At 69.5% G+C, this 19,801-nt stretch carries 13 protein-coding genes and 1 tRNA gene; 3 read left to right on the top strand and 11 right to left on the bottom strand.

What is annotated here, in order from left to right:
* Window positions 1-435 precede the first annotated feature (435 nt).
* From G4Z16_RS13895 to G4Z16_RS13905, 3 genes are all read left to right on the top strand, one after another.
* Entirely contained in the window at window positions 436-678 is a 243-nt protein-coding gene (locus G4Z16_RS13895) for a hypothetical protein (protein WP_197351084.1), read from the top strand.
* Between the two features lie 433 nt (window positions 679-1,111).
* Window positions 1,112-1,387: a hypothetical protein gene (locus G4Z16_RS32935; protein WP_197351085.1), complete on the top strand. Its 276-nt coding sequence runs from the start codon at window positions 1,112-1,114 to the stop codon at window positions 1,385-1,387.
* Window positions 1,388-1,431: 44 nt separating this feature from the next.
* Window positions 1,432-1,650, top strand: coding sequence for a hypothetical protein (locus G4Z16_RS13905; protein WP_197351086.1), 219 nt, complete (start codon window positions 1,432-1,434; stop codon window positions 1,648-1,650).
* A 35-nt stretch (window positions 1,651-1,685) separates the two neighbouring features.
* Here the strand turns inward: G4Z16_RS13905 and G4Z16_RS13910 are convergent, their stop codons facing one another.
* From G4Z16_RS13910 to G4Z16_RS13960, 11 genes are all read right to left on the bottom strand, one after another.
* Window positions 1,686-2,534, bottom strand: coding sequence for a hypothetical protein (locus G4Z16_RS13910; RefSeq protein ID WP_197351087.1), 849 nt, complete (start codon window positions 2,532-2,534; stop codon window positions 1,686-1,688).
* 166 nt (window positions 2,535-2,700) lie between these two features.
* Window positions 2,701-3,261 (bottom strand): hypothetical protein, encoded by a 561-nt coding sequence (locus tag G4Z16_RS13915; protein ID WP_197351088.1) that lies wholly within the window; start codon window positions 3,259-3,261, stop codon window positions 2,701-2,703.
* Between the two features lie 347 nt (window positions 3,262-3,608).
* On the bottom strand, window positions 3,609-4,046 hold the full coding sequence (locus G4Z16_RS13920; protein WP_207794546.1) for a hypothetical protein: 438 nt from the start codon (window positions 4,044-4,046) through the stop codon (window positions 3,609-3,611).
* Window positions 4,047-4,902: 856 nt separating this feature from the next.
* Window positions 4,903-4,976 (bottom strand) — tRNA-Thr (locus G4Z16_RS13925).
* Window positions 4,977-5,117: 141 nt separating this feature from the next.
* The gene (locus G4Z16_RS13930; protein WP_197351090.1) at window positions 5,118-6,719 is read right to left on the bottom strand and encodes an alpha/beta hydrolase; all 1,602 of its coding nucleotides are present in this window, start codon (window positions 6,717-6,719) and stop codon (window positions 5,118-5,120) included.
* 244 nt (window positions 6,720-6,963) lie between these two features.
* Window positions 6,964-8,181 carry a DNA polymerase III subunit delta' gene (locus G4Z16_RS13935; RefSeq protein WP_197351091.1) on the bottom strand — a complete coding sequence of 406 codons (1,218 nt, stop codon included), beginning with the start codon at window positions 8,179-8,181 and terminating at the stop codon, window positions 6,964-6,966.
* Between the two features lie 222 nt (window positions 8,182-8,403).
* A complete protein-coding gene (gene tmk, locus G4Z16_RS13940; protein ID WP_197351092.1) occupies window positions 8,404-11,361 on the bottom strand; it encodes a dTMP kinase in 2,958 nt (985 codons plus the stop codon).
* A 69-nt stretch (window positions 11,362-11,430) separates the two neighbouring features.
* The gene (topA, locus tag G4Z16_RS13945; RefSeq protein ID WP_197351093.1) at window positions 11,431-14,340 is read right to left on the bottom strand and encodes a type I DNA topoisomerase; all 2,910 of its coding nucleotides are present in this window, start codon (window positions 14,338-14,340) and stop codon (window positions 11,431-11,433) included.
* Window positions 14,341-14,716: 376 nt separating this feature from the next.
* Complete coding sequence (locus G4Z16_RS13950) at window positions 14,717-16,276, bottom strand: DUF7059 domain-containing protein (protein WP_197351094.1); 1,560 nt, start codon at window positions 16,274-16,276, stop codon at window positions 14,717-14,719.
* Between the two features lie 89 nt (window positions 16,277-16,365).
* The gene (locus G4Z16_RS13955) at window positions 16,366-16,923 is read right to left on the bottom strand and encodes a small secreted protein (protein WP_197351095.1); all 558 of its coding nucleotides are present in this window, start codon (window positions 16,921-16,923) and stop codon (window positions 16,366-16,368) included.
* A gap of 209 nt (window positions 16,924-17,132) precedes the next feature.
* A complete protein-coding gene (locus G4Z16_RS13960; RefSeq protein WP_425508078.1) occupies window positions 17,133-19,508 on the bottom strand; it encodes a sodium-translocating pyrophosphatase in 2,376 nt (791 codons plus the stop codon).
* Window positions 19,509-19,801 lie beyond the last annotated feature (293 nt).

Genomic DNA, 19,801 nt, shown 5'->3' on the forward strand with positions numbered 1-19,801 from the left:
CCCAGTATGTCCGTATCCGAAATCGCATGGAACCCGGCCCGGAAAACGCACATCCGGATCTGCTCAGAACGGGGAGAAAAATCGAATGGCTGGACTCGACAGAGAAACGGCACAGGCTTCGGGGCCTCCGCGTCGCGTTCGTGCAGGTTGCCTGCCTCGCCGCCCCCGCAGACGTTCGAAAACCCGGTCGGGTGAACCCGGATTCCCGGGCCTGCCTATGGGAAAACCCGCGGCGTCCTGAGCGAAACTGCGGCTCTGCCCCATGGGGAAAGGTGGCCGTTCCAGCTGGAAACCGGGCCGGATCGATCCCAGTTCACGCCGCCCAGCTACCGGAAAACGCGCAGTTCACTAGGGATGTCGCTGCTGCGGGCGGCTCCGGCGGGCTCCTTCGGTACGTGCCTATGGTGCAGTCCCGCCAACGCCCGGAGGCACACCATGAACCCCATCATCATCGGCGCAATGATCACCGGCAGCTTCGCTCTGGTCGGCGCCATCGGCGCAGCCGTCATCACCGCTAGGTCCCGGCCCAGCGAGACCCCGGCCAGCCGCCGACCACCCGAGGCGGTGGCGCTCTTCGAGATCGTCACCGCCACCGCCAAGGGCGCGTTCGCCTTCACTGCGCTCGGCGGCGCCCTCGTCCTTGCCACGCTCGCCCTCGTCCTGCCGCTGGTCTTCTAGGGCGGGTGCCCGCGGCGCGAGCAGGGCAGCGCATCCCTGGTGGACCTGCTCTCGCCCGTCTCTCGCCGCCTAGCCCCGCTGACGGATGTAGGCGGGGCCCTTCGCTCGGAGCGTTGAGCGCGTGGTGTCTACACGCAGGCCTCTTCGTCGGCGTTCCGGTCGTCGATTCCCAATGCGGTCTCCCCTCCGAGCGGTGCGGGCTCGTGGCCGCACTGGAAGTTGAGAAACACCAGCCCCGATGCGGCGACCGATGGCACCCCGAGACGGTGCGACGGATGCTCGCGACCGACACGCCTACACTCTCCGCCGCCGATGGCACGTGGCAGGTGGTTTCACGCCAGGCATGAGCTACTTCGCGGCAACCCCCAGGAGAAGCCGGACGGATCCCTCGACTCCCTCCCCGGCCCCCGGCAGGATGCCTACCTTCGGTCACATGCCCGATCCGCTCATCCCCGCCACCAGCCAGGCCCTCAACGCCGCCCGCGCCGCCACCACCCCCTACGTCATGGTCCGCCACGGACGCACCGAAGACCGGGCAGCCGCCTACGACCGGTTCATCCGGGTCTGCTCCGTCGCCTTCTACGACGGCCGTCTTGAGCACGAGGACATCACCGAACTCCTCTCCGCCGTTCTGGCCATTGATCTCCGCGCCCCCGCCACGTACGCGCGGCCGCCAACCAGCTCTTCGGGCGGCTCGTCGGCGCCATGATTGGCCCAAATCTCGGTCGCCCCAGCACCGGGTGGAACACCACCGTGGACATCCCCGAAGGCCAGGAGTGCACCGGCATCTTCCAACTGCGTAGCAGGGGACTCGTCGAATGGAGCGGCAACGAACTGCCCATCATCACCAGCAATGCTGAGCTCTTAGAGCAACTCCGGGAGTTCGCCGAGACCGCCCGGTTCGACGTGACCTCCCGCTGGTGGCACCGCCTGCTCACCCCCTGGGGGCGCCGCTGGTGGCTGAGCCGCTAGTAACGGTTCGGCTGTGTGTCTCGCTGTCCGGAGCCTCAGTCCGGGGGATCGAAGTCCGGCTCCCTGTCCCACTCCACATCCAGATCTTCACCGTATCGGCCTTCGTCGATAAGGGAGGAGACCTGAGCCTGGGTCCTACGTTCCTCCATCTCACGCAGCAACGAGACCATCAGCATGATTGCCACGATGCAGTGCCCGTCATTGAAGTGGTCCAGAGGCATCCTGTGGACGACCGCGTGCCGCGAGAGAGCCTCGGGGATCGGGTCGTTGTCCTCTGGCATGTACTTGGTGAAGAGGGGGCCAATGGGCGTCAGGGCGACCTGTTCGTGCAGCCAGAGTGACTCTTCTAGGTCCCTCACCGCTGCTTGCTGCAGCCGCTTGTAGCTCTTCGATCGCTTGCGGTCCACCTCGGCGGTTTCAAGCATCAAGTCCTCGGACCCAGCAAGCGCAAGGCAGCCAGCCGCCAGGAGGTGACCGTCATCCCATGCGGCCATCACGTGCCGGACCGTAACGGCGTAGTCCTCCGACCAGCCTGCGTGGAGTTCAGGTATCTCGTAACGGCATGAGGTTCTGATCCGCTCCTCGGCAGCCGTCAGCACTGCGAGCTTCGCGCGATGAGCGTCATCTGCCTTGACCAATTCGCGGAGCACATCCGCCGGCGGAACCCACGCGACGGGGATTCCGTGATCCTTCGCCAGCCCATGCAGCTGGCGAAGCGTGGCCCCCGAACCCCACCAGTTGTCGTAGCGCACCTCCGTATAGGACGGCGGTCTCGCCCGCCACCCTTCAACGCTTGCGTCGTACAGATCCCATTGCTTCGCAGTCTCGACCAGTTCCGCCGCAGTGAGACCCCCGTAGGAACCCTTTGGGATCAAATGAGTCATACGAGCATCTTGCCGAATCGACCATTACTTCATGCACATACTCCATGAACGCGACAGAGGGATTTCTCCTGCCAACGCGAGCTGCTGACACCGGTGTTCGGGAACCGATCGGTTGCTGAACACCCAAGCTGCGGGGCACTCGGCGCGGCCTCGGACGTCGAGCGCATCACAGGGATGGTGGACTGCCATTGAGGTGCGCGCGGGCCGCCGCGACGAACGGAGGGATCGCGGCCGCGACCTCTGCCGACTTTTCCTCAAGGAGGCTGTTCGTCTCGCGCCTCTCCCCGTAGGTCCCCGCCGCGCTGGTCCGATGCTGACGGGCAGTCTCTCGGAGGTCCACGACGCACTGCTCAATCGCCTCGGCGAGCGGCACCAAGTGCTCAGGCCCTTCCAACGAGACCACCGCGACCGCATGACGTACCGGCTCAATCGGCACGGCCGTTAGCGAGCTGACGACCCGCCACTGGATTTGCGCGTCGGACAGGTCGCGAAGAGCGCCCTCCGCCATGAGCCTGTGCCACGCCGCCTTCCACTGAGCCTTGCGCACGTACTCGCGTGCTGCACCAAGCAGGTCAGCGTAGGCATCCCGCTGAGCACTCCGGCGGATCGAATCGACAGGTCCGCGTAGAGCAGCCCGAGCTTGGGCTCGGCCGGCGAAGAAGGCCGCGCCCCCAGTGACGAGGACTGCGGGAGTAGCTACGAGAGCGGCAAGGACTTCGGCTTCCATCAGGCGATCGTGCCCGAACGCCCCCGCTCCGCGCGCCGGCAGGGTGCTCCTCCGGCCCCAGGCATCAGCGCACCTCGAACTCCATGGGATAGCAGCACAAGCGACGGCTGGGTCTACCTCGTGGGCTCCTTGGACGTCCGTCCGGTGCGGACTGCCTTCGCAACCTTGAGACGGGAGACGCGCCGGCCAAGGAGGAGCCGAGAGAAGCTTTCCCGCGCCGCGACCGTCCCCGAGAAGCCGCACAGCGGCCCAGGCCAGGGCCCGGGATCTCACCATCCTGATGCCTGCACCGGCCAGAGCGGTAACAGTCCCGAACTGTTCGGCTTCGCCTGCTTGAACGGGCGATGTCAGAACGGCGGTTCGTCGGAGTACCCTCCGCTGCCCCACCATCCTCCGGTTGATGCGGGCGGAGGAAGTGGAGTGTCCAGCGCGTTGTTCCACAGGTTTCGAAGGTTCTGCCGGTGTGTGGTCGAGTCATCGCCGAATCCGCCTGTCCAGCGCTCGGTGTCTGGGTCGATCCCGGCTCGTTTGCACAGCACCGTCATGACGGCGTTGACGACATCGAAGGTCAGCGGGACGGTTTCGCCTCGCAGCGTCTTGCGAATGGTCTCCCGGCTGGCTGTGAAGGCGTCGAACTCCGAGCTGTCGGCGATCTCCTCTGCGATGTTCCGCAGCGTGGGGCGGCCGGCGTCCCGGTAGTACGAGAACAGCTCCTCAACGAACTCCCGCCGCGGATGCCTCGGCGGCAGCTCCGTCGTGCTCGGCATCCGCAAGACCCTTGCCATCGAACCCTCCCCTGGACTCTGACCAGGTAAGTCTATCGATGACAACCGATGGCACGTGAAAACCCACCAATGACCAGCTTTGGCAACCCAAAAACCTGCTCTGACCAGCGCAAACCCGAGTGACCAACTACTCGGATGAGCCCACAGACTGGATACGAGAGCGCCGAACTCGCCCATCAACTGGTGCGGTTCGTCCGCGCGGCGCCGGCCGCCGCCCACAAAGAGCGACGGCCCCCTGTTTGCCCAGGGAGCCGTCCTCATCAACCGACCGATAGCTCCACACCAGGAGGAACCATCAGCACCGCATCCGACCCTACGGGTCAACCAAAGGAAACGGCACACCGAGCTCCCCGGATCTTCTGGCAGACCTGGCACCCCGTCCTCTGCAAGGGCCGACGTAACCATCGTCTGCGGGCCCTTGCGCGCACGGCGGGCCACGGCCTTGTTCGCGGCATCGCCACGACTGCGGGGGGCGTACTCGTCACCGGCACCATCTGGTGGGCCCAGCACCACTGACGTAGCGGCCGTCCTGCCCAACAGGGCAGGACGGCCGCATCTGTTCCACATGGCGCGAGCCGAAGGAAGGGCGTCCCGCCCCGCCGCCTACTCGGCACGTACTTGTACAGCGTGATGTGCACGCAGCGATCACCGTTGCCTGCACAGCCGCCGCCAGGTACTACATCTCCCCAGTCACGCTCGGTATGTCTCCGCACGCGACAGTGGGCCGCTCCGTCGAGACTGCGAGCCCCTTCGAGGGAGGCTCAGACCCCGCCGAGAGGAAGGCGTGTTAGCAAAGGTGTTAGCACTCAAGATCCAAAAGGCCCCTCCCGTCTACGGAAGGGGCCTCTGACCTGCGAGCCGCCTGGGGGAGTCGAACCCCCGACCTACGCATTACGAGTGCGTCGCTCTGGCCAACTGAGCTAAGGCGGCAGGTGCCCGCGCCGGTCCTGCAGGCGCAGCGCGGACAAGTCTACACAGTCAGCGGGGGTGCTCCGTACGGGGTAAACGGCCGGGGCCGCGGCCTCCGCAGCGGCGCCCGGAGGGGGCTCCGAGCGCCGCCAAGGACGGCTCCTACGAGCACTTCTTGTTCTTCTTCGGCGCCTCGCCCTTGAGCAGGTACCTGTCGACCGTGTCGTTGATGCAGGCCCCGCCGCGCAGGTACGCGGTGTGCCCGTCGCCCTCGTACGTCAGGAGCCTGGCCGAGTCGAGCTGACCGGCGAGGCCCTGGGCCCAGGCGTAGGGAGTGGCCGGGTCGCGGGTCGTGCCGAGGACCAGGATCGGGTCGGCGCCCTTGGCGTCGATGTTGTGGGGCCGGCCGGTGGACTTCTCGGACCAGTAGCCGCAGTTGAGGGCCGCCCACGCGAAGCCACGTCCGAAGACGGGCGAGGTCTTCTCGAACGAGGGCAGCATCTTCTTCACCTCCGCCGGAGAGGAGAAGGCGGGCGGGAGGTCGAGGCAGTTCACGGCCGCGTTGGCGTACATGATGTTGCCGTAGTGGCCCTCGGGGTCGCGCTCGTAGTACTCGTCGGCGAGGGCGAGCAGGTCGGCGCCGTCGCCGTCCATCGCCGTCTTCAGAGCGGCGCGCAGCTGCGGCCAGGTGCTCTCGTCGTACATGGCGCGGATGACGCCCGTCGTGGCCAGGGACTCGGTGAGCCGGCGCTCCTCCCCGGTGCGCACGGGCCGAGCGTCGGTCTTCTTGAAGAAGGCGCTGAGCTTGCGTCCCGCGTCCTTGGTGCTCTTCGTGCCGAGCGGGCAGTCGGACCGGCCGACGCAGTCCTTCGCGAACTCGTTGAACGCGGTCTCGAAGCCGCCGGTCTGGTCGCGGTTGAGCCTGAGCATGCTCAGGGACGGGTCCATGGCACCGTCCAGCACGAGCCGGCCGGAGCGCTGCGGGTAGAGCCCGGCGTAGAAGGCGCCCAGGTAGGTTCCGTACGAGGCACCGACGTAGTTGAGCTTCTTGTCGCCCAGCAGGGCGCGCAGCACGTCCATGTCGCGCGCCGCGTCGATGGTCGAGAGGTGGCCGAGCAGTTCGCCCGAGCGCTTCTCACAGCCGGCGGCGAACTTCTTGTAGGCGCTGACGAGTTTGCCGGTCTCCCCCTTGTCGTCCGGTGTCTGGTCGGTCTGCGTGAAGGTGTCCATCTGCTTGTCGGTCAGGCACCGCACCGGCTCGCTGCGGGCGACTCCGCGCGGGTCGACGCCGACGAGGTCGTAGCCGCGGCGCACCGGCGGCGGATATCCGACGGCCGCGGCCTGCTGCACGTAGTCGACCGCGGAGCCGCCGGGGCCGCCCGGGTTGACGAGCAGGGAGCCGATCGGCTTGCCCTTGCCGGAGGCCTTCTTGCGGGCGACGGAGAGCTCCACGTCCTCGTCGGGGTCCGGGTGCTCGTAGTCCAGAGGCGCCTTCATGGTGGCGCACTGGAAGCCGTCCTCCCCGCAGTCGCGCCAGGAGAGCTTCTGCTCGTAGTACCGCTTCAGGTTGCCGGGCACCGCTGCGGGCAGCGGCTTGAGCGGCTGGGCGTCGTTGCGTCCGGCCGCGCGGTCGCTGCTGGCGGAGGAGGGGGCTCCCTCGGGTGCACCCGATCCGCCGGATCCGGACGAACAGCCGGACATCGTCAGCAGTACGGCGGTCGCGAGTACGGCGAGTGCGGTGCTGGGCAGACGGCTGGTGTGCATGGACCATCCCCTGGGTTCGCGTCGGACCGGTGGGCCGGCGGGAGCGGCACGGCAATTGAGGTTGGGGGCACCACCCGGGCCGTGAGGCCCAGGGGGAGCGTATCCGCACCGAGTACCACAGATGTTCCCCCGCCAGGTGCCGCTCCTCATACGGGTGAGGGGGCACGGCAGTCGGCCCACGGGCCGGGTCCGTCGGGCCGGCCGGGCGGTGCCGAGGGGGCGCCCCGCAGCCACTGCGGCGACGTCAGCCCGCCCGTAGCGTCATCGCCATCGCCTCGACCGCCAGCAAGGGCGCGACGTTGCGGTCGAGCGCTTCGCGGCACTCCAGCACGGCCTCGATGCGGCGCAGCGTCTGCTCCGGACCTGACGACGAGGCGAGTTGCTGCACGACGTCCGCCGCCTCCTCGTTGGCGAGTGCCACGCCGGAGCCCAACTGCCGTGCCAGTACGTCCCGGTAGAAGCCGGTGAGGTCGCTCAGCGCGAGGTCGAGGGAGTCGCGCTGGGTGCGTGTGGAACGCCGCTTCTGCTTGTCCTGGAGTTCCTTCATCGCGCCGGCGGTGCCGCGCGGGAGGCGGCTGCCCTTGCCCTCGGAGGCGCCGAGCGCGGCCCGCAGCTCCTCGGTCTCCCGCTCGTCGTGCTCCTCGGCGACCTCCTTGGCGTCCTCGGCCGCGGCGTCGATCAGTTCCTGCGCGGCACGCAGCGCGCCGCCGACGTCCGCGACCCGCTGCGGCACGGTCAGCACCGCCGCTCGGCGCCTTCGCGCGCGTTCGTCGGTGGCCAGGCGGCGGGCCCGGCCGATGTGTCCCTGGGTGACGCGCGCCGCGTACGCCGCCATGTCCGGCTCGATGCCGTCGCGCCGCATCAGCAGATCCGCGACGTCGTCCACCGGCGGTGTGCGCAGGGCGAGATGGCGGCAGCGGGAGCGGATCGTGGGCAGCACGTCCTCCGTGGAGGGGGCACAGAGCAGCCACACGGTGCGGGGCGCGGGTTCCTCGACGGCCTTCAGGAGCACATTGCCCGCGCCTTCGGTGAGCCGGTCCGCGTCCTCCATGACGATCACCTGCCAGCGGCCGCCCGCGGGTGACATCTGGGCCCTGCGCACCTGTTCGCGGGTCTCCTTGACGCCGATGGTGAGCAGGTCGGTGCGGATCACCTCGACGTCGGCGTGCGTGCCGACCATCGCCGTGTGGCATCCGTCGCAGAAGCCGCAGCCGGGTGCGCCGCCGAGCGCGCGGTCCGGGCTCACGCACTGGAGCGCGGCGGCGAAGGCCCGCGCAGCGGTGGAGCGGCCGGAGCCGGGTGGCCCGGTGAAGAGCCATGCGTGGGTCATAGCGGAACCGGACAGGGCGGCCGTGCCCTTCCCCTCCGCCTCGGCGGTGACGTAGGCGTCGGCGTCACGGGCGGCGGCGCCCAGCTGGTCCGTCACCTTCTCCTGGCCGACGACGTCGTCCCACACCGCCATTGCTGCCTGCCGCCTTTCTCACCGCTCTCGCGTGCGCCCGCACCGGCTCTCGTGGCACGAGGCACGCACGCGTCACTCGTCGAGTCACGCGTCCCGCATACGCCGACCATTGTGGGCCACGGCACCGACAGTCAGGACCTGCGCACCGGAGCGCGCCGGCCTCGCGGACCTGCGGGCCGGACCGGCTCACGAACCGGACCGGCTCACGGGCCGCGCGGCGGTTCACTTGCCGCGGCGCCGCCTGCGGTCCCGGTCGTCCTCGTCCTCGCCCGAACCCAGCAACTCGTCCGCGAGGGACGGCACGTCGTCGAGCGGAGTCTCCTCCGCCCAGTCCGGGCGGGGACGCGAGGCACGGCCCGTCTCCGGGTCGACCTGCGGGATCTCCTCGCGCGTCCGCTCCCGCTCCTCGGCGGGCACCCGGGGCAGCATCGCCGTCTCCTCGTCCTGCGGCTCCTGGCGGTAACCGTTGGCCTGGCGGGTCTGCGGCATGACGTGCGTGCGCTCGCCGTCGGAGTCGCCGTGCTCCTCGTCCGGCTGGGGCAGCTTGGCGGTGTCACCGTCGGAGCCGTCCGGATTCGACCCCCTGCGGTTGCGCGCCTGCTCGGCCCGCTGAAGCGCCTCCTCCGCGAGGCGCTGCTTCTCCTGGCGGCGCTCCTCGGCCTGTGCGCGCAGCCGCGCTTCCTCCTCGGCGAGACGGCGCTGACGCGCGATCTCCTCCTCGCGGGTGCGCTCCTCGGCCTCGCGGCGCTGCCGCTCCTCCTCGGCGATGCGACGCGCCTCCTCGGCCCTTCGCCGGGCCTCCTCCGCGCGACGGGCCTCCGCCTGCTGCCTCTCCAGCTCGGCGGAGCGCCTCTTGCGGTCCTCCTCCTCGGCGCGGAGCCGGTCCATCTGCTCCTGGCGTGCGCGCTCCTGGCGCTCCTCCTCGGCCTTGCGCGCGGCCTCCTCCTCGGCCTTGCGGCGGGCCTCGTCCTCCGCGGCCTTGCGGGCGTCCTCGCGGGCCTGGATCTCGGCGTCCGAGAGCGGCAGGACCTGGTCGAGGCGGTGGCGTACGGCCGTCGTGACCGCCTCGGGCTCCTGTGCCCCGTCGACGACGAGGTAGCGGGCCGGGTCGGCAGCGGCCAGCGTGAGGAAGCCGGCACGGACCTTGTCGTGGAACTCGGCCGGTTCCGACTCCAGCCGGTCCGGCGCCTCGGTGAAGCGTTCGCGCGCGGCCTGGGGCGTGATGTCGAGCAGCACCGTCAGGTGCGGCACGAGACCGGCCGTCGCCCAGCGCGAGATGCGGGCGATCTCCGTCGGCGACAGGTCGCGGCCCGCCCCCTGGTACGCGACGGACGAGTCGATGTAGCGGTCGGAGATGACGATGGCGCCGCGTTCGAGCGCGGGACGGATGACCGTGTCGACGTGCTCGGCCCGGTCGGCCGCGTACAGCAGTGCCTCCGAGCGGTGCGAGAGCCCGGCCGAGGAGACGTCGAGCAGTATCGACCGCAGGCGCTTGCCGACGGGTGTCGCTCCCGGCTCCTTCGTGACGACGACCTCGTGGCCCTTCGCCCTGATCCACTCGGCCAGCGTCTCGACCTGCGTGGTCTTCCCTGAGCCGTCCCCGCCCTCGAGGGCGATGAAGAAGCCGCTGCCGGCGGGTGCCTCCTTGGGGTGGCCGCCGCCGAGCGCGTCGAGCAGGTCGCGGCGCAGGGTGACGCCCTGACGGTCGTCGGTACGTCCGAGCACGAGCGCAGCGACGGGCAGCAGCAGCGCGCCGACCAGCATGAGGGTGAAGGCCGCGCCCCCGTGGTCGAAGACGAAGTCGGCTGCGACCACGCGGTGCGGGCCGATGAACCCGGCCGCGACGGGGGCGACCAGCGCACCGAGCCCGATGGCGATGCGGACGACGGCCTGGAGGTGCTCCGTCATGCGGGCACGGTGTGCGTCCTCGGTCTCCTGGTCCAGCAGGACGTGGCCCGCCTGCGCGGCCACGCCCGACGACAGGCCCGCCACGGCCATCAGCACGAGGCCGGTGGTGGCGTCCGTCACCAGCCCGGAGACGAGCAGGGCCAGCCCCGCGAGACCTATGGCGATGGCCAGCAGCCGCCGGCGGGAGAGCTGGGGAAGTGTGCGGGGTGCGAGCCGGATGCCGGCGGCCGTACCGCCGGCGAGCGCGAAGACCTGCATCCCGAAGCTGATGGGGCCACCGCCTAGGTCGGCGGCGTGGAGCGCGGCGAGCGCCACGGCGGACGCGATGGCCCAAGCCGTCGCGGAACCCGCGAGCACCAGCAGCGGGACAGCGCCGGTGCGTCCCTTGCCGTCGCCGGAGGCGGAGCCGCCCCTGGGACGGCGCAGGCCCTCGAGCGGGGAGCGGGGGCGGGGGTTCCCGCCGTCGGGCAGCTCCAGGAAGTACACGACGGAGAGCGCGGCGGCGAACAGCCCGGCCGCCACGTAGGAACCGAGGGCGGCCTGGTGGGTGTTGAACCAGCCGAACAGCGAGCTGAGCCCGTTGCTGATGAGCGTGACCACGACGAGGCCGATGGCCGCTATGGGAAGCGCCATGAACGTGCTGCGCAGCCACAGCCTCCGCAGCGCGTCGCCCCGGTCCGGGAGCGGTCGCACGGCTGCGCCCTCGGGCGGCGCCGCGGGCAGCAGCGCCGGGGCTGCGCTGTCCTTGGCCACGGTCCAGAAGCGCTCGGCGACACCGAGCACGAACACGGTGATCAGGACGAGCGTGAAGGCCTGCCCCGGGATCCAGTCGATCCACATGGGCGCGACGATGAGCGCGAGGGCACGCAGCGCGTCGGCGGTGAACATCGTCCAGCGCCGGTCCAGCACGCCCTTGCCGGGGGCCAGCAGCGCGGACACCGGCCCGAGGAGCACGGCCCCGAAGAGCAGCGTGGCCAGCAGCCGGGCCCCGAACACGGCGGTGATGACGAGGGCCAGGCCCCGGTAGCCGCCGCCGAAGACCGCCTCGGCGCCCGCTGCCCGTACGGTCGCCGCCTGCAGGGCGAGCAGCACCATCACCAGGAGGGCGAGCGCGTCGCCGATCCCGCTGGTCAAGTGGGCGCTCCACAGGCGCCTGAGAGGACCGAATCGCAACAGCGCGCCCACGGCGCGCTCGCGGGACTCCGCGGCGAGTGCGTCGTCGGGGGCGTCAGGGGTGGGGGGTACGCCCATTGGCTGATCTGCTCGCGTCATGGCGGTCAGGGTATAGGGAGCCGTGGAAGCCGTGTGTCCCAGCCCGAACAAACGGGCGGGACCAGGGCCTTACTCTTCGGACGCGCCGGATCCGGCCGAGTCGGCGGACCGGCCGGAGGCGGCCGTCTTCGACGCCGCCTTCTTCGCTGCTGCCTTCTTGGTCGCGGTCTTCTTCGCCGCGGTCTTCTTCGCCGTCGTCTTGGCGGCCGTGCTCTTGGCCGTCGTCGTCTTCTCGGCGGACTTCTTGGCCGTGGCCTTCTTCTTCGTCGCCTTCTTCGTGGCTTTCTTGGCGGGTCCCTTCGCGCGCTTGTCCGCGAGCAGTTCGAACCCGCGTTCAGGCGTGATGGTCTCCGGGTCGTCGTCGCGTCGCAGCGTCGCGTTCGTCTCGCCGTCCGTCACGTACGGGCCGAAGCGGCCGTCCTTGACGACGACGGGACGCTCACTGTTCGGGTCCGTGCCCAGCTCCTTGAGCGGCGGCTTCGCGGCGGCGCGGCCACGCTGCTTGGGCTGGGCGTAGATCGCCAGGGCCTCATCGAGGGTGATCGTGAAGATCTGCTCCTCGGTCTCCAGCGAGCGCGAGTCGGTGCCGCGCTTCATGTACGGGCCGTACCTGCCGTTCTGCGCGGTGATGTCCTCGCCCGACTCCGGGTCGGTACCCACCACACGCGGCAGCGACAGCAGTTTGAGCGCGTCGTCGAGCGTGATCGTGTCCAGCGACATCGACTTCAGCAGCGACGCGGTGCGCGGCTTGACGGCGTTCTTCCCGGTCTTGGGCGTGCCCTCGGGCAGCACCTCCGTCACGTACGGGCCGTACCGGCCGTCGCGGGCCACGATGGGCCGGCCCGTCCCCGGGTCGGTGCCCAGCTCGAAGTCGCCGCTGGGCTTGGCCAGAAGCTCCTTGGCCAGCTCGACGGTCAGCTCGTCCGGGGGCAGGTCGTCCGGGACGTCGGCGCGCTGGCCGGGCTCGTCCGGTGAGGGCGGCGGGCCCTCGACGTACGGGCCGTAGCGCCCCACGCGCAGCGTGATGCCCTCGCCGACCGGGAAGGACGAGACGCCCTTGGCGTCGATCGCGCCCAGGTCGGAGACGAGCTCCTTCAGACCGCCCAGGTGGTCGCCGTCGCCGTTGCCGGAGTCGGCGGCGGAGCCCGGCGCACCGTCCGCGCCGCTCTCCTCACCGAAGTAGAAGCGGCGCAGCCACGGAACGGAGGCGGCGCTGCCCGCGGCGATGCGGTCCAGGTCGTCCTCCATCTTGGCCGTGAAGTCGTAGTCGACGAGCCGGCCGAAGTGCTTCTCCAGCAGCCCCACCACGGCGAAGCTCAGGAAGGAGGGCACCAGCGCCGTCCCCTTCTTGAAGACGTAGCGCCGGTCGAGGATGGTGCTGATGATCGAGGCGTACGTGGAGGGGCGGCCGATCTCCCGCTCCTCCAGCTCCTTCACGAGCGTGGCCTCGGTGTAGCGCGCCGGCGGCTTGGTCGCGTGACCGTCGACCGACAGCTCCTCCGCGGTGAGCGGGTCGCCCTCGGTGACCTGCGGCAGCCTGCGTTCGCGGTCGTCCAGTTCGGCGTTGGGGTCGTCGGAGCCCTCGACGTACGCCTTGAGGAAGCCGTGGAACGTGATGATCTTGCCGGTCGCGGTGAACTCGGCGTCCCGCCCGTCACTGGCCTGCCCGCCGACCCTCACGGTCACCGACTGGCCGACGGCGTCCTTCATCTGCGAGGCGACGGTGCGCTTCCAGATCAGCTCGTAGAGCCTGAACTGCTCGCCCGTCAGGCCGGTTTCGGCGGGGGTGCGGAAGCGGTCGCCGGAGGGGCGGATCGCCTCGTGCGCCTCCTGCGCGTTCTTGACCTTGCCCGTGTAGACGCGCGGCTTCTCCGGCAGGTACTCCGAGCCGTAGAGCTGCGTCACCTGGGCGCGGGCCGCGCGCACCGCGGTCTCGGAGAGCGTCGTGGAGTCCGTACGCATATAGGTGATGAAGCCGTTCTCGTACAGCTTCTGCGCCACCTGCATCGTCAGCTTCGCGCCGAAACCGAGCTTGCGGCTGGCCTCCTGCTGGAGCGTGGTCGTACGGAACGGTGCGTACGGCGAGCGGCGGTACGGCTTGGACTCGACGGAACGGACCGAGAAGCGCGTCTCCGCGAGTGCGGAGGCGAGCGCACGGGCGTTGGCCTCGTCCAGGTGCAGCACCTGGTCCGGGTTCTTCAGCTGGCCGTCGGCGCCGAAGTCGCGGCCCTGGGCCACGCGGCGTCCGTCGACGGAGTTGAGTCTCGCGCCGAACGTGCCGGGCTCGCCGGCGCCGGGACGGGCCTCGCCCTGCCCCGTCGCGAAGGTGGCGGTCAGGTCCCAGTACTCGGCGGAGCGGAACGCCATGCGCTCGCGCTCACGCTCGACGACGAGCCGGGTGGCCACCGACTGCACGCGGCCCGCCGAGAGCCGCGGCATGACCTTCTTCCACAGGACGGGCGAGACCTCGTAGCCGTAGAGCCGGTCGAGGATGCGGCGCGTCTCCTGGGCGTCCACGAGACGCTGGTTCAGATCGCGCGGATTGCGGACCGCGTCCTGGATGGCGTCCTGGGTGATCTCGTGGAAGACCATCCGCCGCACCGGCACCTTGGGCTTGAGGACCTCGCGAAGGTGCCATGCGATGGCCTCGCCCTCGCGGTCCTCATCGGTGGCGAGCAGGAGTTCGTCGGATTCGGCGAGAAGCTGCTTGAGCTTCTTGACCTGTTCCTTCTTGTCCGTGTTCACCACATACAGCGGTTCGAAGTCGTGGTTGACGTTCACACCGAGCCGCGCCCAGGACTCGCCCTTGTACTTCGCCGGGACCTCCGCGGCGCCGTTGGGAAGGTCGCGGACGTGCCCCACGCTGGCCTCGACCACGTAACCAGGGCCGAGGTACCCCTTGATCGTTTTGGCCTTGGCGGGCGACTCGACGATCACGAGTCGGCGCCCGCCGTTTGCGGGCTCGCGGGTGGGGGACAACTTCTCGCTCTTCTCTCCGGTCGGCGTACGGCATCGCTGCTCGCTGCGGAGTGTGACGGTACATCCCGGCTCTGTGTCAAACGGGAAAACTCCGCAACGCAACTCGAACGGTAACCCGACACCCGTGGGTCCTGCCGCCTGATACCGCCCGATCCTCCTGCCGGGGACAACGCTGGAGCACCCCTGATGAGCGAAATCAGGCCGAAAATGCGATCACAGTTCACTGTGCGGAGTCTGCCGTGCGGAGGCGTGCTGGAGGCCCGTCGTCCCCGTCCGCCCAAGCGGGCCGAGTGAAGAGTCGTCCTGTTTGTCCGGGGTGCCGGGCCCGGTCTGCCGGGGCTCAGCCGTACGGGGAGGGTCAGCCGGTCCGGGAGGCTCAGCTCGCCTGGACCCCGGGCTCCACCGGCAGCAGGAAGCCCTGCTCGACCAGCAGCCGGATCGCGCCCGGCGTGCGGTCGCGCAGCATCACAGGATCCTCCCCGACCAGCTGCGCGATGGCGTCCAGGATCCGCCAGGCAGGCAGCGAACCGTCGCACACTCCCGCGAAGCCCGCCCCGACGGTGTCCACCTTGGTGGCCCGCCGCATCCCGCGCTGCTGGCGCAGCACCACATGTTCGGGGTCCTCGGCACCGGGCATGCCGACCTGCTCCTGGACGACGCCCTCGGCCAGCTGGAAGTGGCAGTCCAGGAGCGCCGCGTCGTCGGTCGCACGCAGGAAGTCCTGACGCTCGAAATGCTGAACCACCTCGTCGCCCAGCGGCTGTTCGACGGGGTGCGGCCACTCCTCCACCACGACCGCCGGCTCCTCCGCGCCGCTCTTCCTCAGCGTGATCCAGCCGAGCCCGACCGCTGTGGTTCCCCTGCGCTCGAACTCGTCGAGCCATTCGCCGTACCGGGCCTCGTACTCGGCCTCTCCCGCGCGGTGGTCCCCGGCGTCCCTCAGCCACAGCTCCGCGTACTGCGTGACGTCCTGCTCCTCCCGCTGCACGATCCATGCGTCGCAGCCGGCGGGCACCCAGGAGCGCAGGCGCTCGCGCCAGTCCTGTCCCTGCGGATGCTCCCAGTTGGCGAGCAGCTGGCAGTAACCGCCCGGAGCCAGCCACTCCCCCGCGTTCTCCACGAGGGTCCGGCACAGGTCGTCTCCGGACATGCCGCCGTCCCGGTACGTCAGCCGTGCTCCTGGGGAGATCACGAACGGCGGGTTGGAGACGATGAGGTCGTACGGCTCCTCGCCGGCGACCGGTTCGAAGAGCGTTCCCTCACGCAGATCCACGCCGGATGCCCCGGACAGCGTGAGTGTGAGTCCGGCGATGGTGACGGCTCGCGGATTGAGGTCGGTCGCGGTGACGCGGGTGGCGTGCTGCGCGGCGTGCAGGGCCTGGAACCCGGAACCGGTTCCGATGTCGAGGGCCCTGGCCACCGGCTTGCGGATCGTGATGCCGGCCAGGGTCGTCGATGCACCGCCCACGCCGAGAACGACGTCCCTGCCGTGCGTGCCCTCCGTCGTCCCGGCACCGGAGGCACCGCCGACGGCGCACCCGAGGTCGGCGACGATCCACCAGTCCTGACCCTGAGGCCCGCCGTAGGGCCGTACATCGACGCTCGCCCGCACCAGTTCGCCGTCCCCGGTGCCCGGTTCGGGGGCCGGCACCAGCCAGCCGTCCTCCAGCACCTCGTCGAGCGGCAGGGCGTCCCGCGCCCGCTCGCGCGGGACGCTCTGCTGAAGCAGGAACAGCCGGACGAGCGTCTCCAGGGGGCTCGTTCCGCGGGTGGCGCGCAGCGCGGGGACCGTCTCGCTCCGTGCGAGGGCGGCGTACGCGGGTCCGCCGAGCAGGTCCAGCAGACCGTCGGCGGTGAAGTTCGCGGCGCGCAACGCCTCCCTCAGCCTGCCGGTGCGAACTGGGTCTGCTTCGGGTAGGCGCTCGCTCGTACTCACGCACCCATTGTGACGCCCCGGCCCGTACGCGTGCGCCGCCGGTACGTGCGCGAACGGACGGCCCGGAAGGGCCAGGGGAACACGCGGGACTACACGCCGGGCGCGCTCCCCGAACGCTTGCACCCCTTCTGGTTGGCCATCGCCTTGCCGACCTCGCCGGACTGGAGCTTGCTCAGCGCCTTGTCGCCGCTCTTGCCGAGCGTGTCGAGCTGGGTGGCCACGTCCTGCAGCCCCTCCGCGAACTTCGACTGGTCCTTGGTGTCCAGGCCGTCGACCGTCTTCTGCAACTCGCCGTACTTCGACGAGATGTTGCGCAGCTCGTCCACCGCGTCGGCGTGCAGCTTCTCGCCGTCGTCGACGGGCGGCGGGCCGGCGTTGTCCACCGCGGAGGCGAGGGACTTGTAGGCGCCGGAGATCTTCTTGAAGGCTGCGGCGTCGGTCTTCTTCACGTCCTCCGAGGAGTTCTTCTCCTTGGACGCCTCGTTGATCGAGGCGTTGGCCTCCTGGATCTTCTTGACCTGAGGCTGCACGCCGTCGCAGACCTTCTTGGCCCACGCGTCGGCCTGCTCGCTGTCGTCACTGCAACCGGTCAGCGCGAGTGCGATCGCCGCCCCGCCGGAGAGTGCGGCCGCAAGTTTCTTGTTCACCGGATCGGTCCCTTCCGTGGCTGTTCGGCCCGGAAGATACACGCCCTCGAACCGGCGGCGGTGAGCCGGGGAAGAAATATGTGTGGCATTGCAGCCATTTGCACCACCTTACCGACCGGTGTGTAGTGCCCCACAGACAACAGTGGGGCGGGCAGAGCGACAACGCGCCCTGCCCGCCCGTCTGTTGAACGAAAGTGACCTGTCAGACCTCAGCCGGCCGTGACCGGGTCACCCGGCTTCGCCGTGCTCTCCGTCTCGTTGCCGGCGTCACCGCTGCCGTTTCCCGCGTCCGTGTCGCTCATGGCGATACCGCGGCGCTTGGAGATGTAGACGGCACCGACGATGACTCCCGCGGAGAGCAGCGCGACGACGGCGCGCACGCCGACGCTTGCGTCGTCCCCGTGGGAGAACTGGATCACGGCGGGCGCGATGAGCAGCGCCACGAGGTTCATGACCTTCAGCAACGGGTTGATCGCCGGGCCCGCGGTGTCCTTGAACGGGTCGCCGACCGTGTCGCCGATGATGGTGGCCTCGTGGGCCTCGCTGCCCTTGCCGCCGTGGTGCCCGTCCTCGACGAGCTTCTTGGCGTTGTCCCAGGCACCACCGGAGTTGGCCAGGAAGACGGCCATCAGCGTGCCCGCACCGATCGCACCGGCGAGGAACGCCGCCAGAGCACCGGCACCGAAGGTGAAGCCCACCAGGATCGGCGACAGCACGGCCAGCAGACCGGGCGTCGTCAGCTCCCGCAGGGCGTCCTTCGTGCAGATGTCGACGACGCGTCCGTACTCCGGCTTCTCGGTGTAGTCCATGATCCCGGGCTTCTCACGGAACTGCCGCCGGACCTCGTAGACCACCGCACCCGCGGAACGCGACACCGCGTTGATCGCCAGCCCCGAGAAGAGGAAGACGACCGCGGCGCCGAGCATCAGCCCGACGAGCGTGCTGGGCTGCGCGATGTCCAGGAGCTGCAGCATCTTGTTGCTGCTCTCGCCGGCCTCGCTCAGCGCGCTGACGAGCTCCGTGCGGTACGAACCGAAGAGCGCCGCCGCGGCCAGTACGGCCGTGGCGATGGCAATGCCCTTGGTGATCGCCTTGGTGGTGTTGCCCACCGCGTCGAGGTCGGTGAGCACCTGGGCGCCCGCACCCTCGACGTCGCCGGACATCTCGGCGATGCCCTGCGCGTTGTCGGAGACCGGGCCGAAGGTGTCCATGGCGACGATGACGCCGACCGTGGTCAGCAGACCGGTGCCCGCGAGGGCCACGGCGAAGAGCGCCAGCATCACGGTGCCGCCTCCGAGGAGGAAGGCGCCGTAGACGCTCAGACCGATCAGCAGAGCCGTGTAGACGGCCGACTCGAGACCGATGGACATGCCCGACAGGATGACGGTGGCCGGGCCGGTCAGCGACGTGCGGCCGATGTCCCGCACGGGCTTGCGGTTGGTCTCGGTGAAGTAGCCGGTCAGCTGCTGGATCACCGCGGCGAGCACGATGCCGATGGCGACGGCGACGATCGCGAGGACCCGCGGGTCGCCGCTGTGGCCGAGGATCTCCTGCGCATCGCTGCCCCCGACGCCCTTGAGGTCGGCGTAGCTGGAGGGGAGATACGTGAACGCCGCGATGGCGACGAGAACCAGGGAGATCACCGCGGAGATGAAGAACCCGCGGTTGATGGCGGTCATGCCGCTGCGGTCCTTGGTGCGCGGTGCCACGGCGAAGACGCCGATCATGGCGGTGATCACGCCGATGGCCGGAACCATCAGCGGGAACGCGAGACCGTCGTTGCCGAAGACCGCCGTGCCCAGGATGAGCGCGGCGACCAGCGTCACGGCGTACGACTCGAAGAGGTCGGCCGCCATGCCGGCGCAGTCACCGACGTTGTCGCCGACGTTGTCCGCGATGGTCGCGGCGTTACGCGGGTCGTCCTCGGGGATGCCCTGCTCGACCTTGCCGACGAGGTCGGCACCGACGTCCGCGGCCTTGGTGAAGATGCCGCCGCCGACACGCATGAACATCGCGATGAGCGCGGCGCCGAGGCCGAAGCCCTCCAGCACCTTGGGGGCGTCCGCGGCGTAGACGAGCACGACGCAGGCCGCACCCAGCAGACCGAGGCCGACCGTGAACATGCCGACGACGCCGCCCGTGCGGAAGGCGATCTTCATGGCCTTGTGCGAGACCTTGGTGAGATCCGCGGGGGGCTCGCCCTCACCGGGGGTCGCCTCACGGGCGGCCGCGGCCACTCGTACGTTGCTGCGCACTGCAAGCCACATGCCGATATAGCCGGTGGCCGCGGAGAATGCCGCACCCACCAGGAAGAACAGCGAGCGTCCTACACGCTGGCTCATGTCATCGGCAGGCAACAGGAACAACAGGAAGAAGACGACGACGGCGAAAATGCCGAGGGTGCGCAACTGGCGGGCAAGATAGGCATTCGCGCCTTCCTGCACAGCAGCAGCGATCTTCTTCATGCTGTCGGTGCCCTCGCTCGCGGCGAGTACTTGACGGACCAGCACGACGGCGACGCCGAGAGCTGCCAGGGCGACCAGGGCGATCACGATGACGAGACCGCGATTGCCAGTGGTCAACATGGCATCAGCGAGGTGCTGGTGGTTCTGGGATGGGCTGAGGTGCCCCGCCATTCGTCCTCCTTGACGCTTGGCGCAGGGGCGCGCGGTTCGGTGGCCGGCTCCTGCTTGCAAAGATGTGGACGGATTGTAGGGATCAGCTCAGGAACAAAACAGTGCACCGTTTCGGCGAACCGCGACCAACAGCGGAGATCAAATGGAGTTCGTGTGGCGAATTCGCTCGCACGAGGTAGCTTTACAAAAACGTTGACACTGTAAAAAATGATCGCTGCGAGAGCCCCGCAGGCCCCATTTTT

Source organism: Streptomyces bathyalis (assembly GCF_015910445.1).
Classification (GTDB): domain Bacteria; phylum Actinomycetota; class Actinomycetes; order Streptomycetales; family Streptomycetaceae; genus Streptomyces; species Streptomyces bathyalis.